The organism is Cytobacillus firmus (assembly GCF_023715565.1).
In the GTDB taxonomy this organism is placed as follows: Bacteria; Bacillota; Bacilli; order Bacillales; family Cytobacillaceae; genus Cytobacillus; species Cytobacillus firmus_C.
This window is the reverse complement of the sequence record NZ_JAMBOJ010000012.1, coordinates 65,873-86,088: the sequence shown is the minus strand read 5'-3', so window position 1 is coordinate 86,088 and position 20,216 is coordinate 65,873. Positions and strand designations below refer to the sequence as shown.

Annotated in this window: 18 protein-coding genes; 14 read left to right on the top strand and 4 right to left on the bottom strand. The window is 45.2% G+C overall.

The features are described from left to right. Positions 1 to 230: 230 nt before the first annotated feature. The gene (locus tag M3205_RS06860; RefSeq protein WP_251169225.1) at positions 231 to 1,532 is read left to right on the top strand and encodes an HD domain-containing protein; all 1,302 of its coding nucleotides are present in this window, start codon (positions 231 to 233) and stop codon (positions 1,530 to 1,532) included. A gap of 41 nt (positions 1,533 to 1,573) precedes the next feature. Further along, positions 1,574 to 2,083, top strand: a complete 510-nt coding sequence (locus M3205_RS06855) for a YwgA family protein (RefSeq protein ID WP_251169224.1) — start codon at positions 1,574 to 1,576, stop codon at positions 2,081 to 2,083. A gap of 794 nt (positions 2,084 to 2,877) precedes the next feature. On the opposite strand, the gene M3205_RS06850 is transcribed toward M3205_RS06855, so the two are convergent. After that, the gene (locus M3205_RS06850) at positions 2,878 to 3,063 is read right to left on the bottom strand and encodes a 2-hydroxymuconate tautomerase (protein ID WP_251169223.1); all 186 of its coding nucleotides are present in this window, start codon (positions 3,061 to 3,063) and stop codon (positions 2,878 to 2,880) included. A 183-nt stretch (positions 3,064 to 3,246) separates the two neighbouring features. Here M3205_RS06850 and M3205_RS06845 point away from each other — a divergent pair, with 183 nt between their 5' ends. Further along, entirely contained in the window at positions 3,247 to 3,906 is a 660-nt protein-coding gene (locus M3205_RS06845; RefSeq protein ID WP_251169222.1) for a site-2 protease family protein, read from the top strand. Between the two features lie 37 nt (positions 3,907 to 3,943). After that, positions 3,944 to 4,456, top strand: coding sequence for a YwhD family protein (locus tag M3205_RS06840; protein WP_251169221.1), 513 nt, complete (start codon positions 3,944 to 3,946; stop codon positions 4,454 to 4,456). A 291-nt stretch (positions 4,457 to 4,747) separates the two neighbouring features. Here M3205_RS06840 and M3205_RS06835 read toward each other — a convergent pair whose 3' ends face one another. After that, entirely contained in the window at positions 4,748 to 6,811 is a 2,064-nt protein-coding gene (locus M3205_RS06835) for a transglycosylase domain-containing protein (protein ID WP_251169220.1), read from the bottom strand. Between the two features lie 259 nt (positions 6,812 to 7,070). On the opposite strand from M3205_RS06835, the gene speE reads away from it, so the two are divergent. The 7 genes from speE (at position 7,071) to M3205_RS06800 (ending at position 13,040) form a co-directional block, all read left to right on the top strand. After that, positions 7,071 to 7,898, top strand: coding sequence for a spermidine synthase (speE, locus tag M3205_RS06830; RefSeq protein WP_009332318.1), 828 nt, complete (start codon positions 7,071 to 7,073; stop codon positions 7,896 to 7,898). A 55-nt stretch (positions 7,899 to 7,953) separates the two neighbouring features. Beyond that, positions 7,954 to 8,841 (top strand): agmatinase, encoded by an 888-nt coding sequence (speB, locus tag M3205_RS06825; RefSeq protein WP_251169219.1) that lies wholly within the window; start codon positions 7,954 to 7,956, stop codon positions 8,839 to 8,841. A gap of 101 nt (positions 8,842 to 8,942) precedes the next feature. Further along, complete coding sequence (locus tag M3205_RS06820; RefSeq protein ID WP_251169218.1) at positions 8,943 to 9,137, top strand: DUF4177 domain-containing protein; 195 nt, start codon at positions 8,943 to 8,945, stop codon at positions 9,135 to 9,137. Between the two features lie 218 nt (positions 9,138 to 9,355). Further along, on the top strand, positions 9,356 to 9,808 hold the full coding sequence (locus M3205_RS06815) for a YwiB family protein (protein WP_251169217.1): 453 nt from the start codon (positions 9,356 to 9,358) through the stop codon (positions 9,806 to 9,808). After that, positions 9,795 to 11,462 (top strand): arginine--tRNA ligase, encoded by a 1,668-nt coding sequence (gene argS, locus M3205_RS06810; protein ID WP_251169216.1) that lies wholly within the window; start codon positions 9,795 to 9,797, stop codon positions 11,460 to 11,462. The genes M3205_RS06815 and argS overlap by 14 nt, the downstream gene beginning before the upstream one ends. Before the next feature lie 118 nt (positions 11,463 to 11,580). Further along, positions 11,581 to 11,760 (top strand): XapX domain-containing protein, encoded by a 180-nt coding sequence (locus M3205_RS06805; protein WP_035328032.1) that lies wholly within the window; start codon positions 11,581 to 11,583, stop codon positions 11,758 to 11,760. 377 nt (positions 11,761 to 12,137) lie between these two features. After that, complete coding sequence (locus tag M3205_RS06800; RefSeq protein WP_251169241.1) at positions 12,138 to 13,040, top strand: DMT family transporter; 903 nt, start codon at positions 12,138 to 12,140, stop codon at positions 13,038 to 13,040. A gap of 105 nt (positions 13,041 to 13,145) precedes the next feature. Here the strand turns inward: M3205_RS06800 and uvsE are convergent, their stop codons facing one another. Continuing rightward, entirely contained in the window at positions 13,146 to 14,102 is a 957-nt protein-coding gene (uvsE, locus tag M3205_RS06795) for a UV DNA damage repair endonuclease UvsE (RefSeq protein ID WP_251169215.1), read from the bottom strand. A gap of 43 nt (positions 14,103 to 14,145) precedes the next feature. Then, the gene (gene cls, locus M3205_RS06790) at positions 14,146 to 15,348 is read right to left on the bottom strand and encodes a cardiolipin synthase (protein ID WP_251169214.1); all 1,203 of its coding nucleotides are present in this window, start codon (positions 15,346 to 15,348) and stop codon (positions 14,146 to 14,148) included. 256 nt (positions 15,349 to 15,604) lie between these two features. Here cls and M3205_RS06785 point away from each other — a divergent pair, with 256 nt between their 5' ends. The 3 genes from M3205_RS06785 (at position 15,605) to M3205_RS06775 (ending at position 20,176) form a co-directional block, all read left to right on the top strand. Then, positions 15,605 to 17,716, top strand: coding sequence for a (Fe-S)-binding protein (locus M3205_RS06785; protein ID WP_251169213.1), 2,112 nt, complete (start codon positions 15,605 to 15,607; stop codon positions 17,714 to 17,716). A gap of 323 nt (positions 17,717 to 18,039) precedes the next feature. Next, complete coding sequence (locus M3205_RS06780) at positions 18,040 to 19,227, top strand: acetyl-CoA C-acetyltransferase (protein ID WP_251169212.1); 1,188 nt, start codon at positions 18,040 to 18,042, stop codon at positions 19,225 to 19,227. A gap of 97 nt (positions 19,228 to 19,324) precedes the next feature. Beyond that, entirely contained in the window at positions 19,325 to 20,176 is an 852-nt protein-coding gene (locus M3205_RS06775) for a 3-hydroxybutyryl-CoA dehydrogenase (protein ID WP_251169211.1), read from the top strand. Positions 20,177 to 20,216: the final 40 nt, after the last annotated feature.

Genomic DNA, 20,216 nt, shown 5'->3' with positions numbered 1-20,216 from the left:
GAATTAGCCCTGATTGGTAAATAGACTTAGGAGGCAATAATGTTTTTAGAAAAGTCGAAAAATATTTCTTGGCCAGATGATTGCTGTATCGCGGTTTCTGTCGAACAGTCATGAAAAACGGTGAATTTTGTGATGAATTGACACTCTAATCGGGATATAATAGGAATACGCCAGAAATTGGGAACAACAGGTTGGGATTACGTGAACACAGGAAAAGCGGAGGGTACGGAATGGCATATTCAGCGGAAAAGTTAAATGAGGAAAAGGTATTCAAAGACCCCGTTCATAGGTACATACACGTCAGGGACAGAGTCATCTGGGATTTAATCGGGACAAAAGAGTTCCAGCGCCTCAGAAGAATTAAGCAGCTCGGGACAACTTATTTAACCTTCCATGGTGCTGAACATAGCCGTTTTAATCACTCACTCGGAGTTTACGAGATTGTGCGCCGCATTTCCGATGATGTCTTTTTGGGAAGGCCGGAATGGGATGAAGAAGACCGCATCCTGACTTTATGTGCGGCACTTCTCCACGATTTGGGGCATGGTCCGTTCTCGCACTCTTTTGAAAAAGTATTCGACTTGGATCATGAGCATTATACGAGGGCGATCATTCTCGGAGACACTGAGGTCCATCATGTGCTTACAAGGGTCAGTGCCGATTTTCCGCAGAAAGTGGCGGATGTGATTGCCAAAACGTCTAAAAATAAGCTGGTCGTCAGCCTGATTTCCAGCCAGATTGATGCGGACCGGATGGATTATCTGCAGCGGGACGCTTATTTTACCGGTGTCAGCTATGGCCACTTTGATATGGAGCGGATTCTGCGTGTCATGAGACCGCGGGAAGACCAGGTCGTGATTAAGCAGAGCGGGATGCATGCTGTTGAGGATTACATAATGAGCCGCTATCAGATGTATTGGCAGGTGTATTTCCACCCGGTAACCCGCAGTGCAGAGGTCATCCTGACCAAAATCCTTCATCGCGCGAAGGATTTGCATGAACAGAAATACAAATTTAAATATGATCCGATCCATTTTTATTCTTTATTCAATGGGGAAATCACTCTTGAGGATTATATAAAGCTTGATGAAGCTATTATTCTTTATTATTTTCAGATGTGGCAGGAGGAAGAAGACCCGATTTTGAAGGATCTTTGCTGCCGCTTTATGGACAGGAATTTATATAAATACGTCGAATTCGACCCAGCGAAAGAATACAAGAAGCTGGCAGAGCTGTCGGCATTGTTTATAAAGGCAGGCATGGATCCTGAATACTATCTGGTCGTCGATTCTTCATCAGATTTGCCTTATGATTTCTACCGTCCGGGCGAGGAAGAAGAAAGATTGCCGATTCATCTGCTGCTGAAAAATGGGGATATCCGCGAGCTTTCCCGTGAATCAGAGATCGTAGATGCCATTTCCGGAAAACGCCGAACGGATCATAAGCTGTACTTTCCGGCTGATTTTATTGCAGACGACAGCAAAAAGCCAAACATTAAAAAGCAGATTAAAATGCTGCTGGAAATCGATTAGAACATAGATACGGGAAAAAATGGAGTAGGAGATGAAGAGTTTTGTTAAAGGATCACGCCAAACTAATGCACGCCATTGCAGTCTCTGAAGAAATCGTGGGACGGAAAAAGCTGCAGAAAATGATTTATATCGCCAAAAACATCGCCTTTCCCTTTCAGGAAAGATTTCAATTTCACTTTTACGGGCCATATTCGGAAGAATTGACACTAAGGGTCGAAGAGCTCTGCAACATGGGATTCTTAAATGAAGTTAAGGAAAAAAAGGGCGGCTACTATCAGTATAGGTACACGCTCACTGAAACCGGCAAGGAATTTTTGGGAATCAACGAAGTCGAGATGCCGAGCCTCCAGGACTGCCTGCTCGATATGAACGGCCAGAATGCAAGATTCCTTGAACTCGTCTCAACAGTCCTTTATTTCAATGACCTGCCAAAAGAAGAAGTGAAAGAAAAAGTCTTTACCCTAAAAAGCAAACAGCGCTACACGGATGAAGAAGTGGAACAGGCGTATCAATATATTGAAAGCTTAAGAGAAAAAGCCGGGCTGCATTGAGCGCCCGGCTTTGTTTTTTGGTGAGGATATTAAATAGCATAGAAATCAGGTTGTTTGAGGAGCGCAGAAATTTGGGCTGAGTGCACAGAAAAAAATTTATGCGCACAGAAATCGGGGTAAGCGCATAGAAAAAATGTTATGCGCACAGAAATTTGCGTTAAACGCACAGAATCTTTTTTATCCGAAAATAAAAACGTGCTATGAGTAAATAAATTTAATTATCTGCAAGTAAAATCGGGCTACCATGGAAATAACCTATCCCCATATGCAAAAAAAGTAAACTCCATTACAGAAAACTATCTCTTTTTCTGAAATTCTACTGATCGCTGAGGTGTTTTACGCTGATAGCATAGTGATTTTTGGTCATTTCTACAATGGATACGACGATATGTCTTCAGGTGCTCCTATAGTTGCGCTGAATGCCAATATTTCAAGAGAAATGGGCAGCATTAAGTGCTAGGCACTGGTATTTTGAGCATAGTATCTCTGAGCGCACAGAAATCCGGCTGAGCGCACAGAAAAAATGTTATGCGCACAGAAATCCGGCTAAGCGCACAGAAAAAATGTTATGCGCACAGAAATTCGGCTAAGCGCACAGAAAAAATGTTATGCGCACAGAAATCCGGCTAAGCGCACAGAAAAAATGTTATGCGCACAGAAATTCGGCTAAGCGCACAGAAAAAATGTTATGCGCACAGAAATTCCGGCTATCCGCACAGAATCTATTTATCCGAAAGTAAAATGCGCTCAAAAAGGCAGTCCCCCTAAAGGAAACTGCCTTTTTGAGCGCATTTCTACTCGTCGCTTAAGCGTTTTCCGCCGACAGCATAATGATTTTTGGTCATTTCTTCGATAAATACGACGATTTTATCTTCGGGTGCTCCAGTTGTTTCGCTGACGGCTGCTGTTACTTTTTCAGCAAGCGCTTTTTTTTGTTCCTCCGTACGGCCTTCAAGCATTTTCACGGTTACGTATGGCATTTCTTTTCCTCCTCATAATGTATGCTTGTTTGTATTTTTCCACTTTTTCCTGCAATGTGCAAGCTTGATTCCCTTTGACCAGGCGTTCATGTATACTTTTAGGTAAATAGAACGGCTTTTCCTACATAGTATGTATAAATAAAGCCTGGCTTTTTTAGCCGGCAGGAGAGGGAGTTTTGGCTTTTGGAACAATTTTTGGCGTTTTCTCTGAGGGAGATTCCCTATGTGGCGGTAACATTGATGATTGCCTTTACGGTTCATGAATTTGCCCACGCCTATATGGCTTATAAGTTTGGCGATCCCACTGCAAAAAACCAGGGAAGGTTAACGTTAAATCCCATGCAGCATTTGGATCCGATTGGGACAATCCTGATTTTTATTGCCGGTTTCGGATGGGCCAGGCCTGTACCGGTCAACCGCTTCTTTTTTAAAAATCCAAGGCTTGCCGGGATTTCAGTCTCCATTGCAGGGCCGATTTCCAATCTGGTGATGGCTGTTCTGGGCTTTTTCATCTGGTATGCCCTTGCCGGAACAGGGCTCGCAGCTTCGTTTCCAGCGTTTGTGGCGGATTTCCTGAATATCTTTATTCAGCTGAATTTAGTGCTGTTTGTATTCAACCTGCTGCCGTTTCCGCCGCTTGATGGCTACAGAATTATCGAGGATTTGGCACCGGCCCATATTCGCCCGAAAATGACCAGGTTTGAGGCATACGGCTCCGTTATTTTTCTGATCCTTGTCATTACCCCGCTGGATCAATACACCATCCAGCCGATTTTTAACACGGTATTGCCGGTTTTGGCGAGCGGCCTAAATGATTTTTTCTATGAATTATTTATGACATAATAGTAAGATCACACTACTTGGATAGGAGGACGTGAAGATGGAAGAAAAAAAGAAAAAGAAAGTCGATTTTAATATTATCAAGAGCGACCCGACAGATGGGCATGGCGGATTCGGGGTCGGAACTCTTAGCCTTGATAATGTGACACCGGTCATCATCGATGTGGATGCCGCGGAGGCGTCTATTGAAGTGGGTGCCATGCATGCGCGCAGTCCAGTGGAAAAAGGCATCAAGTTTTTGAAAAGCAAAGAGGAAGTGCCCAACGGTAAGCCGTACTGGCTAATTTGGATTACTATTGACCGCAAAGAGGGAGGCGCCTACTATGCAGGCGTTACGGCCTGTGAAATGACGGTTGACAGGGAGATTCGCCGGGGCTACAAATCACTTCCCGAGCATGTGAACCGCATGGATAAATCGATTAAAAGACATATCATTGTGGATCATATGGACGAAAAATCTAAAAAAGTGCTGGCCGATTTCCTGAAAAACCATGATGCTGGCATGTGGGAAAGATCGGCGGAACAGCTAAAAACAGATTTACAAGCCATTTAGAAAAAAAGTCTGATTTTGTGACGAAATTGTGACATTTTTTTGACGTGATTTTCTAACTACTTGTACAATTCACTTAAAAAAAGTAAACTAATTAACAGTGTGAAGGCACAGTATAGCACTAGGACACGAAAAACCCCGGGATTCGGACCCCGGGGTTTTTCATTTTAATAGAGGAAAGTGACAGGTACCTATACCAGTTGAGTGAAGTGGTATAGGTACCTGTCACCACCGTCAACCGTCAACTGTCACCACCGTCAACCGTCAACTGTCACCACCGTCAACCGTCAACTGTCACCACCGGAACAACTTCTTATACCAAGGTGTCTTCGGCTTCGTTTCAGGCTGCTCTGACTTTTCCTCTTTTTTGTGGTTCAGGTGGTCTGTACAGTATTCCGCAGGTTCTGTACCTTCTGCGAAGTAGGTAAGGCGCTTGACGGGGCAGTTTTCCCCGGCTATTTTTCCGTTTGCGGGGTCGATGTAGACGCCCACTGTGCCTTTGGGTGCTTTGAATTCCTTTGCCGGCTTCCCTTTATGGGCTTGTTCCATGAACCGGATCCAAATGTTTTTTGCATACGTTTTTTCAACGGTTTTTGTAATAACCTGGCCTTTGTCATAGCCGGTCCATACTGCGGTAACCAGCTGCGGTGTAAAGCCGGCCATCCAGCTGTCCGTTTCGGTTGAGCCTGACTTGCCGGCATAGGGGCGGGTCATATCATTGATAACGGTGCTTCCCGTTACCTGGGCATATCCGTTCAGCTTCCGGTCAAAGGTTCCCGTCATCATATGAGTCATGACGAAGGCGAGATCAGGCTTCAGAACCTTCATCTGGAAAGGCTCCTGCTCGTAGATGACTTCGCCTTTATGGTTTTCTACACGCTTAATCAGCACCGGTGATACCTTTTTCCCGCCATTGGCAAACATGCTGTAGGCGTTCGCCAGCTCAATGACTCTCATACCCGATGTGCCGAGTGCCAGCGACGGAACCTTCGCCATTTTAGAAGTGATGCCAAATTTCTTGGCTGTATTGACAAGCGTCTCTTCTCCTAAAAATAAATGGGTCTTCACCGCATACACATTGTCAGATAAAGCCAGTGCTTGGGCTAATGTGATCTCGGCATCCGCATATTTGCTGTTGAAATTATGCGGTGTGTAGTCTGGTGTGCCGTCTTCAAAGCGGAATGTCGTCTGCTCACTTCGGATGGGAGTGGACGGGGTGAATCCCTGCTCCAATGCCGCGTAATAAAGCAGCGGCTTGATCGTCGATCCGGGCTGCCTGACGGCTTGGACTGCCCTGTTAAAGGGACTCTCCTCATAATCCCTGCCGCCGACCATCGCTTTCACATATCCGTTCTTCGGATTCATGGCCACAATCCCGACTTGAATCTCCGAATCTTTAGAAATCATCTTCTCCACTGTTTCTTCCGCGATTTCCTGTTCCTTAAGATCTAAAGTGGTATAAACCTTTAATCCGCCTAATTCAATGGTCCGGTCATCCAGCTTCAGCTGCGTTTTAAGTGCATTGCGGACCGCATCCTGGAAATAGGGGGCTGTTTTCGTCCGAGGGTGCATGTGCTCGCCGACAAGTTCAAGCTCCTCCGCCGCAGCAAGATCCGCCTCCTTTTGGCTGACCATCCCGTTCTTCACCATTGTTTGCAGAATCACTCTCTGACGCTGTTCAGCTTTTTCCGCTGATGCAAATGGCGAATAAATGCCTGGCCCCTTGGGGATTCCGGCTAAAATGGACGCCTCAGTTAAAGAAAGGTCCTTGGCATCCTTCCCGAAATAAAACTGGCTTGCTGCCTGTGCTCCATAAGCTCCATTGCCGTAATAAATTGTATTAATATAGCCTTCAAGGATTTCCTTCTTCGTATAATTCATCTCAAGCCTGATCGTATAAAAGGCTTCAAGCAGCTTCCGCTTCCAAGTTTTTTCGTGCTCGAGAAACAGATTGCGGGCATATTGCTGGGTGATGGTGCTGGCGCCTTGAACCTTCGCCATTGCCTTAAGGTCAGCGAGAGCGGCACCGGCAATTCTTTTATAATCAAAACCATTGTGCTCGTAAAAATTTTTATCCTCAATCGAAACCGTCGCATCAACCAAATGCGGGCTGATATCATCAAGAGGTGCCCAGTAACGCTTTTGCCCGTTGTGGCTTTCTCCGATCACCGTACCATCATCCGAGAAAAATAAAGTCGACTGCGGAACAGCGAGCGGCGGCGGTCCCAGGATTTTGGCATATACCAGAATGCCCCCAATCATCACAGCGGCCAAAGCCATTCCTATTAAGCTAATAATGAGAATTGCACGCAAGTATTTCATTGTTTTCCTGAAACGCTGATCGGTCATTAATTCCAAGTGTGGCACCCCCTGAATCTTTCTAAGTGCAATGTGAAAAACAAAATAAGCATAAGTACATAACTTTAGTATTGAAAAAAGAGTCCGATTTTAAACATCTTATCTATTAAAAATCGAAATTTTTCTTGCAATTTTGCTAGATTCATCTATACTTTTTCTGTGTTTGTTATTTACATGTTAGGGAAGTATAAAAGATGAAAATGCCTTTTGCTGCTCTTTAGTGATAATTCATTTTTTTTATGGAAGGAATGATTCAAGAATGGGACTTTGGTTTACAGAAAAACAAACAGAGAACTTTGGCATTACGATGAAGGTGAAGCGCACTTTACATACAGAACAGACAGAATTCCAGAAGCTTGATATGGTGGAAACAGAAGAGTGGGGCAATATGCTTCTTCTTGATGACATGGTTATGACTTCAATTAAGGATGAGTTTGTGTACCATGAAATGGTTGCGCACATTCCTTTGTTCACACATCCAAACCCTGAGAACGTACTTGTAGTAGGCGGAGGGGACGGAGGCGTTATTCGTGAAGTCCTTAAGCACCCAAGTGTGAAAAAAGCGACTCTTGTAGATATCGACGGAAAGGTTATTGAGTACTCAAAGAAATTCCTTCCTGAGATTGCAGGCAAGCTTGATGACCCGCGCGTTGATGTGCAGGTAGGCGATGGCTTCATGCATATTGCGGAAAGCGAAAATGAGTATGATGTAATCATGGTTGATTCTACTGAGCCGGTAGGACCTGCGGTAAATCTATTTACGAAAGGCTTCTATGCTGGAATCTCTAAAGCTCTAAAAGAAGACGGCATCTTTGTGGCCCAGTCTGACAACCCTTGGTTTAAAGCGGACCTTATCCGGAACGTGCAGCGCGATGTGAAAGAAATTTTCCCGATCACACGTCTTTACACTGCCAACATTCCTACATACCCAAGCGGCATGTGGGCATTCACAATCGGCTCTAAAAAATACGATCCACTAGAAGTAAGCGAAGACCGCTTCCATGAGATCGAAACAAAATACTACACAAAAGAATTGCATAAAGCGGCATTTGTATTGCCGAAGTTTGTTGCAGATTTAGTGAAGTAATTGAGAGGCTGCTGCTTTATTGGAGCAGCCTTCCTGAATACATAAAAAGTGAGGGATGACCTTGGTTCGTTTTGATGAAGCCTATTCAGGCAATGTGTTTATTAAAAGCCATCCTAGTTATGAAGAAAGTGAAGCGGTCATTTATGGCATGCCGATGGACTGGACGGTCAGCTATCGTCCGGGCTCCCGATTTGGCCCTGCCCGCATCCGCGAGGTGTCTATCGGGCTTGAAGAGTACAGCCCATACCTTGATCGTGAGCTTGAAGAGGTAAAATATTATGATGCCGGCGATATTCCGCTTCCATTCGGAAATCCGCAGAAAAGCATCGATATGATTGAAGAGTTTATCGATCAGCTGCTGGATGAGGGTAAATTCCCGCTTGGCATGGGTGGAGAGCATCTCGTTTCTTGGCCTGTCATCAAAGCGATGTACAAAAAATACCCGGATCTGGCGATTATCCACATGGATGCCCATACAGATCTTCGTGTGGATTATGAAGGGGAGCCATTATCCCACTCAACCCCAATCCGCAAAGCAGCTGACCTGATTGGGCCAGGCAATGTCTATTCTTTTGGCATCCGTTCTGGCATGAAGGAAGAATTTCAGTGGGCAAAGGAAGTTGGCATGCACATCTCGAAATTCGAAGTGCATCAGCCATTGAAAGAGATTCTGCCTAAACTTGCCGGACGTCCGGTCTATGTGACAATTGATATTGATGTGTTAGACCCTGCCCATGCGCCGGGTACTGGAACAGTGGACGCAGGCGGCATCACACCAAGAGAGCTTCTTGCTTCTATTCATGAAATTGCCCATTCAGATGTAAACGTTGTGGGAGCTGACCTTGTCGAGGTCGCGCCAATCTATGACCCATCTGAACAAACGGCCAATACAGCGAGCAAACTGATCCGGGAAATGATTCTTGGATGGGTGAATAAAAAGTAATGTGAAGACTGCAAAAAACGGGGACCTCGGTCTCCGGTTTTTTTTGTGCATGAAACTCTTACCCCTATTTTCCCGTATGAAAGGAAAAGGGGGGATTTGTTATGTATGAACATAAATTTGTTAAAGTGGATTTATCATCCTTTAAGCTGACGCCGGCTGAAGATTACCATGAAATTGTCAGGGAGCATGAAAAAGATGGGTGGGAGCTGGTACAGATTTTTGCGCCAGGCATAAGGGGATATGGAAACCCATCTTTTTATGAACTGATTTTTAAACGGCAAATTTCCGGGTTTTAAAATATGGGATTCGTCTCTGGATTGGAAAGCGATATAGTAGGGGTGGAACATACGGTTTCATCCTTTTTTTTATTCGACAAATTTCGGGCGGTACCTGTCACCATCTCAATCCTTTTTTTATTCGACAAAATTCGGGTGGTACCTGTCACCTTCTTGCACTTTCCCCATCAAGTATTTATACTTATATAGTTATATATGATGAAAAGGATGTGTTGCCGTTGTCCAGTCGCTCAGCGGAACAAATGCCTGTGAAGATTAGTGTGAAGACAGATATTCGCAGTGGAGGCAGCAAAGAGACTTTTGAATTGACTGCTTTTGGCCGATACTATATAAAAGATTCCGCCGGTTTCCTTCAGTATGACGAAGTGATGGAACAGGGAACAGTAAAGACGATTATAAAAATGTCCGATGCAGACGGGCTGATTTTACGAAGCGGCGCTGTGAAAATGAGGCTCCCTTTCAGAATGAATAAAAAGCTCCGCGGCAGCTACGAGACGCCGTACGGAGTGTTTGAGATGGGTACGGTGACCAAGCGGATGGTCCATCAATATGATGGCGAATCCGGCGAAGGTTCGATTGATATTTTATACGACCTGAAAATGCAGGGATCCCAGGCAGGTACATACCATTTGGCGATTACGTTTGAGGAGGAGAACAATGAACATAGTTGAACAGGTGCAAGGCAAATTAAAGCAGGAAATTAAGGATGCGGTTGTGAAAGCCGGTTTGGCAGCGGAAGAGCAGATTCCCGATGTGATTCTGGAAATCCCGAAGGAAAAGTCGCATGGCGATTATTCCACTAATATGGCGATGCAGCTGGCGCGAGTGGCAAAAAAAGCGCCAAGAATGATTGCGGAAGAGCTTATAGCTTCTTTTGACAGCTCAAAAGCTTCCATCGAAAAAATTGAAATCGCCGGACCCGGCTTTATCAATTTTTACATGAATAACTCATATCTGACTGACCTGATTCCGGCCGTTCTGGAAGCAGGAGATCAGTACGGAGAAACAACAGTCGGCAACAATCAGAAGATCCAGGTGGAGTTTGTTTCCGCTAACCCGACAGGGGATCTGCATCTTGGACATGCCCGCGGCGCAGCTGTCGGCGACTCCCTATGCAACATTTTAGACAAAGCCGGCTATGACGTTTCCCGTGAGTACTATATCAATGATGCCGGAAACCAGATCAACAATCTGGCTCTATCAGTTGAAGCCCGCTATTTCCAGGCTCTTGGCTTAGAGAAGGAAATGCCTGCAGACGGCTACCATGGCGAAGATATCATCGGCATCGGCAAAAAGCTTGCTGAGGAGCACGGCGAAAAATATGTAAATGCGGATGAAAAAGAGCGTTTTGACTTTTTCCGTGACTACGGTCTGAAATATGAAATGGCGAAGCTGAAGCAGGATCTTGAAGATTTCCGCGTTCCATTCGATGTCTGGTATTCGGAAACATCCCTTTACCATAACGGCAAAATCGATACAGCCCTTCAGGCATTAAAGGATAACGGCCACATTTACGAGGAAGAGGGTGCCACATGGTTCCGTTCCACCACTTTCGGTGATGACAAAGACCGTGTCCTTATTAAAAATGACGGTTCTTACACGTATCTGACTCCAGATATCGCTTACCATAAAGACAAGCTTGAAAGAGGCTTTGAAAAGCTGATCAACATTTGGGGCGCTGATCACCATGGCTACATTCCGCGTATGAAGGCGGCCATCCAGGCGCTTGGCTATGACCGTGATGCACTTGAAGTCGAGATCATCCAGCTTGTACATCTGTACAAAAACGGCGAAAAAATGAAGATGAGCAAACGTACCGGCAAAGCGGTAACAATGCGTGACCTTGTAGAAGAAGTAGGACTGGACGCAACACGCTATTTCTTCGCGATGAGAAGCGCTGATACACATCTTGATTTTGACCTTGATCTGGCTGTATCCCAATCCAATGAAAACCCTGTATACTATGCTCAGTATGCACATGCGCGTATTTCCAGCATCCTGCGCCAGGGTGAAGAGCAGGGCATGTCTGCTGGAGCGGCAGATTACTCCCTGATTTCTGCGGAAAAGGAAATCGACGTTCTGAAGAAAATCGGCGAATTCCCGCAGGCTGTCGGCGAAGCAGCGCAAAAGCGCATGCCGCACAGAATTACAAACTATATTTATGAACTGGCTTCATCTTTCCACAGCTTCTATAATGCTGAAAAAGTATTGGATGCGGAAAACCCGGAAAGAACGAAAGCACGTCTGGCACTGATCAAAGCAGTTCAGACTACTTTGAAGAACTCTCTAAAATTAATCGGCGTATCTGCTCCGGAAAAAATGTAATGCTTGAAGCTGGCACTTATTGGTGCCGGCTTTTTTCATGTTTTAGACGAAAATGGGGAAGCTAAAGCGGATACAGTGAAACTGGTAAAAGCATAGTAAGCCATTTTAGGAGGATCTTATGAAAATCGTTCTTTTATCCATTCTTACAGGATTCGTAGTCGGGTTCGTCTTTGCTTTCATGAAGCTGCCGATTCCCGCACCGCCCGCACTGCCTGGCATTATGGGGATTGTTGGTATTTATCTCGGGTTTAAAGCATATGAAGTGGTACTGCCCTGGCTGCAGGGGATATTGAGATAAGGGTGTCCACGTGAACTGTGGGCATCCTATTTGCCTAATTATGAACTTTGCAAATAGATCCCGGATATTTGCAAATAAACCAGGGAAATCAGCAAATAGATCCGAATTATTTGCAAATAAACCTCGAAAATAGCAAATAGATTCGGAAAACTGCAAACACACATGTTAAAAATGCAAACAATCCCCGCAACGCATACAAACTGAAATCCAGACAGCAAACCAATAACTAAAGAGCAACTCTTAAAAATAGTCCGCAAATCAGCAGCAAAATCATTAATTTAGGATCTAACCTGGTCAAAACCGCCAAAAAACACTGCATGTTACATCCGGACGGGCATATCATGGTAAAAACCTTTCCGGAAAGGACATGCCTGCCCATGAAGCCACAATTTGCAGCGTCACTTTACGCAACCATTTCGATTAGTTTTTGGGGAGTCTCTTTTGTCTCCACGAAAGCGGTTTTGGATAAGCTGGACCCTTATACATTAATCATGCTCCGGTTTGCGATCGGAGCCGCTTTCCTGCTCCTTGTGCTCCTCCTGAAAAAATATCCGCTCCAGATTCCGCTTAAATATATTCCTCATTTAATTGTTCTCGGTGTACTAGGCGTTTTCATCCATCAGGTCATCCAGGTTACAGCCTTAGAGACGATAGACGCCTCCTCTGCGGGATGGATTATTTCTTTTTCACCTGTTTTCACCGTGCTTCTCTCCATGATCTTTCTTCATGAAAAATTGACATTCCTGAAGACAGTGGGCATTATAACTGCCATTTCCGGTGTGCTCATGGTAACGGGAGCGAGGAGCGGCCAGACGCTTGGATTTGCTATGAATATTGGATATATCCTCATGATTCTAAGTACATTGAATTGGGCCGTGTATTCCATCCTGGTAAAAAAACTGCATATTAAACTGCCGTCCCTAGTGGTCACTTTTTATATGAGTCTGCTTGGCTGCATGCTGACAATTCCCTTTTTATTGAGAGATAGAGGCTGGGAGAAATTCCATCTATTATCTGGTTCAGAATGGGCCCATATCCTGTTTCTGGGCATATTTGTTTCAGGAATCGGCTATTGGTACTGGTCCAAGGCGCTCGAGGTTTTGGAAGCCTCAAAGGTATCCATGTTTATCTACATGGAGCCGTTGTTTACCTTTATTGCGGCCATTCTTCTGCTTCGTGAAAAAATTTTCTTCATAAGCATCATGGGCGGGATCATAATTATGTTGGGAGTGATCATGGTGAATGGTCAGCTGAAATATTTTTCATGGAGGAAACGATAATTGCGATCTAAAAAAATGCGCAGCATGGTGGCCGGAGGAGCAGAGACAGAAGGTGAGTGAGATTCAGTTAAAATAAAAAGGCGTTCCGCTACTGGAACGCCTTCGCTATTTCCACTCGACCTCCGCTCCGCCGATTCTTTTCACTCCGCGGATACTGCTGATATCCTCTGTCAGCTTAAGCGCAGCCTTGTCCTTGGCTTTTGCCTCGATCATAAAATCGATATCCCGGTTAAAGGTTTTCAGCACGTCGAGAAGGGGCCGGATAAAATCCAGGTCCACATAATCGGCATGGGACCGAAAGGCCTTTTCCGATTTGGGCGAGGAGATATGAATTTTCGGCTTAAGTCCTGTTTTGTCCCATGTCTGAATAATCTTCGGAAGAATTTCTTCCAGCGGACGGGTGCAGAGGTTCGCCATATGGTGGTGATAATCGAATACTAGAGGGATGTTTTCCTTCTGGCAGGCCAGGAGGGTTTCATCCGCGTTATAGGTTTTATCATCATTCTCGAGTGTCATTTGCTCTTTGACATGAGACGGCAACATCTTCAGGTTTCCATGGAACCGGTCAATGGTTGAGAGCTTATCCCCGTAAGCCCCGCCAATATGGATATTGATGACGCTTTTCTTTTCAACACCCATGGCCTCAAACATCCGGTAATGGTATTCCATATCTTTAACAGCATTTTGGGTCACATCCTCGCGCGGAGAAGTGAATAGAGTGAATTGATTGGGGTGAAAGCTGACGCGGAGGTCATGTTTTTTAATCAAATCACCAATCTCAAGCCATTTATCCTTAAAAGGTGTGACAAAATCCCATAAAACCTCCGGGTGTGTGGCCAAAGGGACGATGGAGCTAGAGAGCCGATACAGCTGAATTTCATGTGCTATATTGAAATAAAGCATTCTTAATGTGTTTTGCAGATTCACTGCAGTGACGGCCCTCAGTTTTTCCAGCCTCTCTTCCTCAGGCAGCTGCTGGTAGCGCGTAAAAGTTAATGTCCGTGCAGGAGATGCCTCCCACAAGCTGATAGCATGGGAAACATACCCCAGTCTGATTTTCAATTTGCAGCACCTTCTTTTTACCGGTCTAGATTGGTCCGCTTTTCTACAGGAAGCTTGCCACAGACCGGGCAAGCATTTCTTTAAATGTCCTTAAAGGATCCGGCCGGTTTAATTCTTTTAGCGTCAATCTCTTGGCATCCAGTATGTCTTTATCTAAAACTGCCTTGATCTCTTTAATGAACTCTTTGTCATAAATAAAGCAATTGATTTCATAATTTAAGAACAGGCTCCGCTTATCAAAATTGGCTGTTCCGATATCACAGATATCATCATCGATCATAATGGCCTTTGCATGGTAAAAGCCCTTTTTGTACTCATACACATAAGCTCCTTCTCTAATCAGGGCTCTCAGATAATGATAAGAGGCTTCTTTCACCAGAATATGATCGATTAGGGATGGTACGAGGAGCTTGACTGTAACACCGCGTTCAAGGGCATGGAGTAAATCCTTATAAAGCCTTTTGCTCGGAATAAAATAAGGGGTGCCTATCGTAATGCCCGTTTTCGCATTCCGTATTAAGGATGAGAAGGTTTCTTCCAGGAAAGCCCCCTTATAAGCCGAAAACTGCTGACGATAAAGACCCGCATGAAGATCAGGAAAATAGACACTGTTAGCAAGCAAGTCAGTCTTCGTTGCTTTATACCAATCAGTCAAAAACTCTCTTTGCAGATCCTGCACACCCTCGCCCTTAAATTTTAAATGATAGTCACGCCAAGGAGTCAGCTTTTTATCCTCATTAATGTATTCTTTGCCGATATTAAAACCGCCGGTGTAACCGATTTTCCCATCAATCACTGCAATTTTCCGATGGTTTCTGGCATGAAAAGAATAAAAGAGAAAAGGGAGCTTTGGCACATGTGCAAACGAAAACTTGATGCCGCTGCTCTTCAGTTTCTTAACGGTTTTTCTTTTGATGGTAAAGCTTCCGGCCCAATCCAGGAGAAGACGGACTTCCACTCCTTCTTTTGCTTTACCCATTAATATGGTTAAAAACTCCTTGCTTATTTTATCTTCCTTCACAATATAAAATAAAACATGAATGTGCTTTTGCGCTTTTTTAAGTTCGGAGAATAAATCATCAAACAAAGCAGGGCCGTTGGCAAACAGCTCCATGTCAGACTGCCGGATAGGGCATACGGTCCGCTCCAGCTTTTTCAAATGGCTTTTCCGGCCCCATGTAAAATCGATATAGAGCCATAGGAATATGACAAGTAAAACGGCCATAATGATATTCCAGACAGTCATCGAGTTCTACCTCCCAAAAGGATTTTCCTGTTAGTATTTCCTGCCGTGCTATTTCTATCATCAATTCTTTCCAAATTGGAAGGACTTTTCCTCTCTGAAAAGAAATTAATAAATGGAAATAATAAAATTTTTCGAACAAGTTTTACGAAAAATGGTTGACTGAATGCTCATTCATAATATAATGAGAATAAGAGTAAATTCAGAAAATTATACTGTTTTTAAAATTTTCTAAGATGAGGAAAGGAGCACCATGCCCATGAACGGTTTATTATGGATCAATTTAATTGCATTCCTTCTTGTAACCGCTTACGCTGTCAGCCTTTTTGTCTATGTTGTGAAGACGCGGATTGATTATATTAAGCTTGGCAAAAAAGTGGAGTTTGACGGGAAGGTGAAAGAGCGCCTTGAAAAGATCTGGGTCAATGTTTTTGGCCAGAAGAAGCTTTTAAAGGATAAGAAGAGCGGGATTATTCACGTAATGTTTTTCTATGGCTTCATTCTTGTCCAATTTGGAGCGATTGATTTTATTATCAAAGGAATTAAGCCGGGTGCACACCTGCCGCTTGGACCTTTATATCCCGGGTTCACCTTTTTCCAGGAAATTGTGACCCTTATGATCCTGGTTGCGGTCATGTGGGCTTTCCACCGTCGATATGTGGAAAAGCTTGTCCGCTTAAAGCGCGGATTCAAATCAGGTCTCGTCCTTATTTTTATCGGAGGGCTTATGCTATCCGTCCTGCTTGGCAATGGAATGGGCATGATCTGGCATGGCCATGAAGGAACCTGGACAGAGCCTGTTGCGTCCCTGATTGCCGGCGGATTCTCATGGATGGGCGAAACAGCCTCCATTGCTGTCTTTTATATCGCATGGTGGATTCACTTATTATTCTTGCTTGCATTCCTGGTGTATGTGCCTCAATCCAAGCACGCTCACTTAATCGCCGGACCGGCCAACGTATATTTTAACCGTCTGGACAATCCGGGGAAATTAAAGGCAATCGATTTTGAAGATGAAACACAGGAAAGCTTTGGTGTCGGAAAGATTGAAGATTTTACACAGCATCAGATGATTGACTTCTATGCTTGTGTGGAATGCGGACGCTGTACCAATATGTGTCCGGCAACCGGCACTGGAAAGATGCTTTCGCCGATGGATTTAATCTTGAAATTGCGTGATCATTTAACAAATCACGGTGCTGTTGTCACATCTAAGCAGCCGTGGGTTCCGACATTTGCTTTTTCCAACACGAAAGGCAATCAGCTTGCGCTTGCTGCTGCCGGCCAAGGTGCAGAAGAAGCTGCGGCTGGTCTGGCATACAGCCCAAGCCTGATTGGCGAAGTCATTACAGAAGAAGAAATCTGGGCTTGTACGACTTGCCGAAACTGTGAAGACCAATGTCCGGTAATGAATGAGCATGTTGATAAAATTATCGATCTGCGCCGCTACCTTGTGTTAACAGAAGGGAAGATGGATGCGGACGCACAGCGTGCCATGACCAATATCGAGCGCCAGGGCAATCCTTGGGGACTGAACCGCAAGGAGCGCGAGGACTGGAGAGAAGCACGTGAAGATGTTCATGTGCCGACAGTGAAGGAAATGAAAAAGGCGGGCGAAGAGTTTGAATACTTATTCTGGGTTGGCTCCATGGGCTCTTATGACAACCGCAGTCAGAAGATCGCTCTTTCCTTTGCGAAACTGATGAATGAGGCCGGCGTCAAGTTCGCCATCCTTGGCAACAAGGAGAAGAACTCCGGTGACACGCCAAGACGTCTTGGAAACGAGTTCCTGTTCCAGGAGCTTGCCGCTAAGAACATTGAAGAGTTTGAGAAAAATGAAGTGAAGAAGATTGTCACGATTGATCCTCATGCCTACAATATTTTCAAAAATGAGTATCCGGATTTCGGATTAGAGGCAGAGGTTTATCACCATACTGAAGTTCTTGCCCAGCTTGTGGAAGAAGGCAAGCTGAAGCCGCAATATGCAGTGGAAGAAACGATTACCTTCCATGATTCCTGCTATCTTGGACGCTACAACGAGGTGTATGATCCTCCGCGTGAAATCCTTAAAAGCATCCCGGGCGTCAAGCTTGTGGAAATGGAAAGAAACCGCGAAACCGGCATGTGCTGCGGAGCGGGCGGCGGCCTGATGTGGATGGAAGAAGAAACCGGACATCGCGTAAATGTTTCACGCACAGAGCAGGCATTGGCAGTCAATCCATCCGTAATCAGTTCAGGATGTCCATACTGCTTAACCATGCTGTCTGATGGGACGAAAGCGAAAGAAGTGGAAGAACAGGTTCATACGTACGATGTTGCTGAAATTCTGGAAAAGTCCGTTATAGGTGAAAGCCGGAAGGTAGCATCCTAATATCTTGAAAGTGGAAATTGAAGCACCACCAAAATTCCTGTAATGCATTTTGACGAAAAATGTTTTTGCCTGAATTTTGTGTAAAGTGTTTCAATTTCTGCTGTTTTTCTAGTAAAATAGAAAATGATAAAGCGCTTACAATTTTTCTGGGTGACTGAAGATCCGATAAATCCTTTTTTCGCCGTCCTTTCGAGCGAGCGTTCAGTCAATGACCAGCACCTTCACAAACAGTTACCTTCAACTAGACCTGCAACATAGACTCTATTTTTTTCTAATTAATTTTTCGAACATTTTAAATTAATAGTACAAAGGAGCGATTCTTTATGGGGAAAACCGTAATTCTTAGCGGAGTAAGAACACCTTTTGGAAAATTTGCAGGAGGTCTTAGCAGCTTTACCGCTTCTGACCTTGGCGGATTTGCAATAAAAGAAGCGCTGAACCGTGCCGGCGTTAACCCCGAGGATGTCGACGAAGTGATCCTCGGCACCGTTCTCCAGGGAGGACAGGGGCAAATCCCTTCACGCCAGGCTGCCCGAAAAGCAGGCTTGCCATGGGAAGTGAAAACGGAAACGATCAATAAAGTGTGTGCTTCCGGCATGCGAAGCGTCACTTTAGGAGATCAGATCATCAGGGCAGGTGACGAGGAAATCATCGTAGCTGGCGGCATGGAGTCCATGAGCAACGCGCCATACATTCTGCCAAAAGCACGCTGGGGCCTGCGCATGGGTGATTCAACGGTTAAGGATTTAATGGTCCACGACGGATTAAGCTGCAGCTTCACAGGCGTCCATATGGGAACATACGGAAACTCGACAGCGAAAGAATTCGAAATCAGCCGTGAAGAGCAGGACAATTGGGCGATGAGAAGCCATGAACGTGCACTTGCTGCAATCGAATCCGGCAAACTGGCAGAAGAAATTGTTTCAGTGGAAGTTCCGCAGCGAAAAGGGGATCCGGTCGTTGTTTCTCAGGATGAGTCTCCCCGTAAAGACACTTCTTTAGAAAAGCTCGCCAAGCTCGGATCTGTTTTTAACTCCGACGGAACGATCACTGCCGGGAATGCGCCTGGCGTCAACGACGGTGCAGCGGCATTGGTATTGATGAGCGAAGAGCGTGCAGAACGAGAAGGCAAAAAACCGGAAGCTTATATTCTCGGCCATACAGCTCTTGCGGTGGAAGCGAAGGATTTCCCGCAGACACCTGGCCTTGTCATAAATGCTCTGTTGAAAAAGACAGGAAAAACCCTGGAAGAGATTGATCTATTCGAAATAAATGAGGCATTTGCAGCCGTTGCTCTTACAAGCGGAAAAATTGCCGGTCTTGATGAAGAAAAAGTAAACGTCAATGGCGGGGCTGTGGCACTCGGCCATCCAATCGGCGCGAGCGGAGCAAGAATCATTCTGACTCTGATGCACGAGTTGAAGCGCCGTGGAGGCGGAATCGGCATCGCGGCCATCTGCAGCGGCGGCGGCCAGGGCGATGCGGTGATGATTGAGGTTCCAAAGCAATAGTGAATAAGGATTAGCGATAACACGATTCGAGCCAAAACTTTAGTGGCCAGAAATGCAAATATAGTACAACCGCAAACCCAAGAACGGAGGATACAAAATGAACGTAAAAAACATTATGGTAATCGGTGCTGGACAAATGGGTTCAGGAATCGCACAGGTATGTGCACAGGCAGGCTATAGCGTCATCTTAAACGACTTAAAGCCGGAGTTTGTGGAACGCGGTCTTGGCGTGATAAAGAAAAATCTTTCCCGCCAGGTGGAAAAAGAGCGCATGACAGCGGGCGAGATGGAAGCAGTACTGAAAAATGTAACCGCTTCAAGTGATCTTCAGGACGCCAAAAACGTAGAGCTCGTCATCGAAGCCGCGGTTGAAAACATGGAGATCAAAACGAAGCTCTTCAGCCAGCTTGATGAAATTGCACCAGAGCATGCGATTCTGGCAAGTAATACGTCATCCCTTCCGATTACAGAAATAGCAGCCGCAACCAAACGCCCGGAAAAAGTGATCGGCATGCATTTTATGAACCCGGTGCCCGTGATGAAGCTTGTAGAAATCATCCGCGGTCTGGCAACAGCTGACGAAGTATACCAAACGATCGAAGACATCACGAAGACACTCAAAAAAGTGCCGGTAGAAGTAAATGACTTCCCAGGATTTGTATCCAACCGCATCCTGATGCCAATGATCAATGAAGCAATCTTCACGCTTTACGAGGGGGTCGCGACTAAAGAGGCCATTGATGAAGTGATGAAGCTTGGCATGAACCATCCAATGGGACCGCTGACTTTGGCTGACTTCATTGGCCTGGACACATGCCTGTATATTATGGAAACCCTGCATGAAGGTTTTGGTGATGATAAATACCGCCCATGCCCGCTGTTAAGAAAATATGTAAAAGCCGGCTGGCTTGGCAAGAAGACAGGCAGAGGCTTCTACGTTTACGAATAAACCATTAGGCCTTGGCTAACTGAAGCCTGGGCAGCATCGG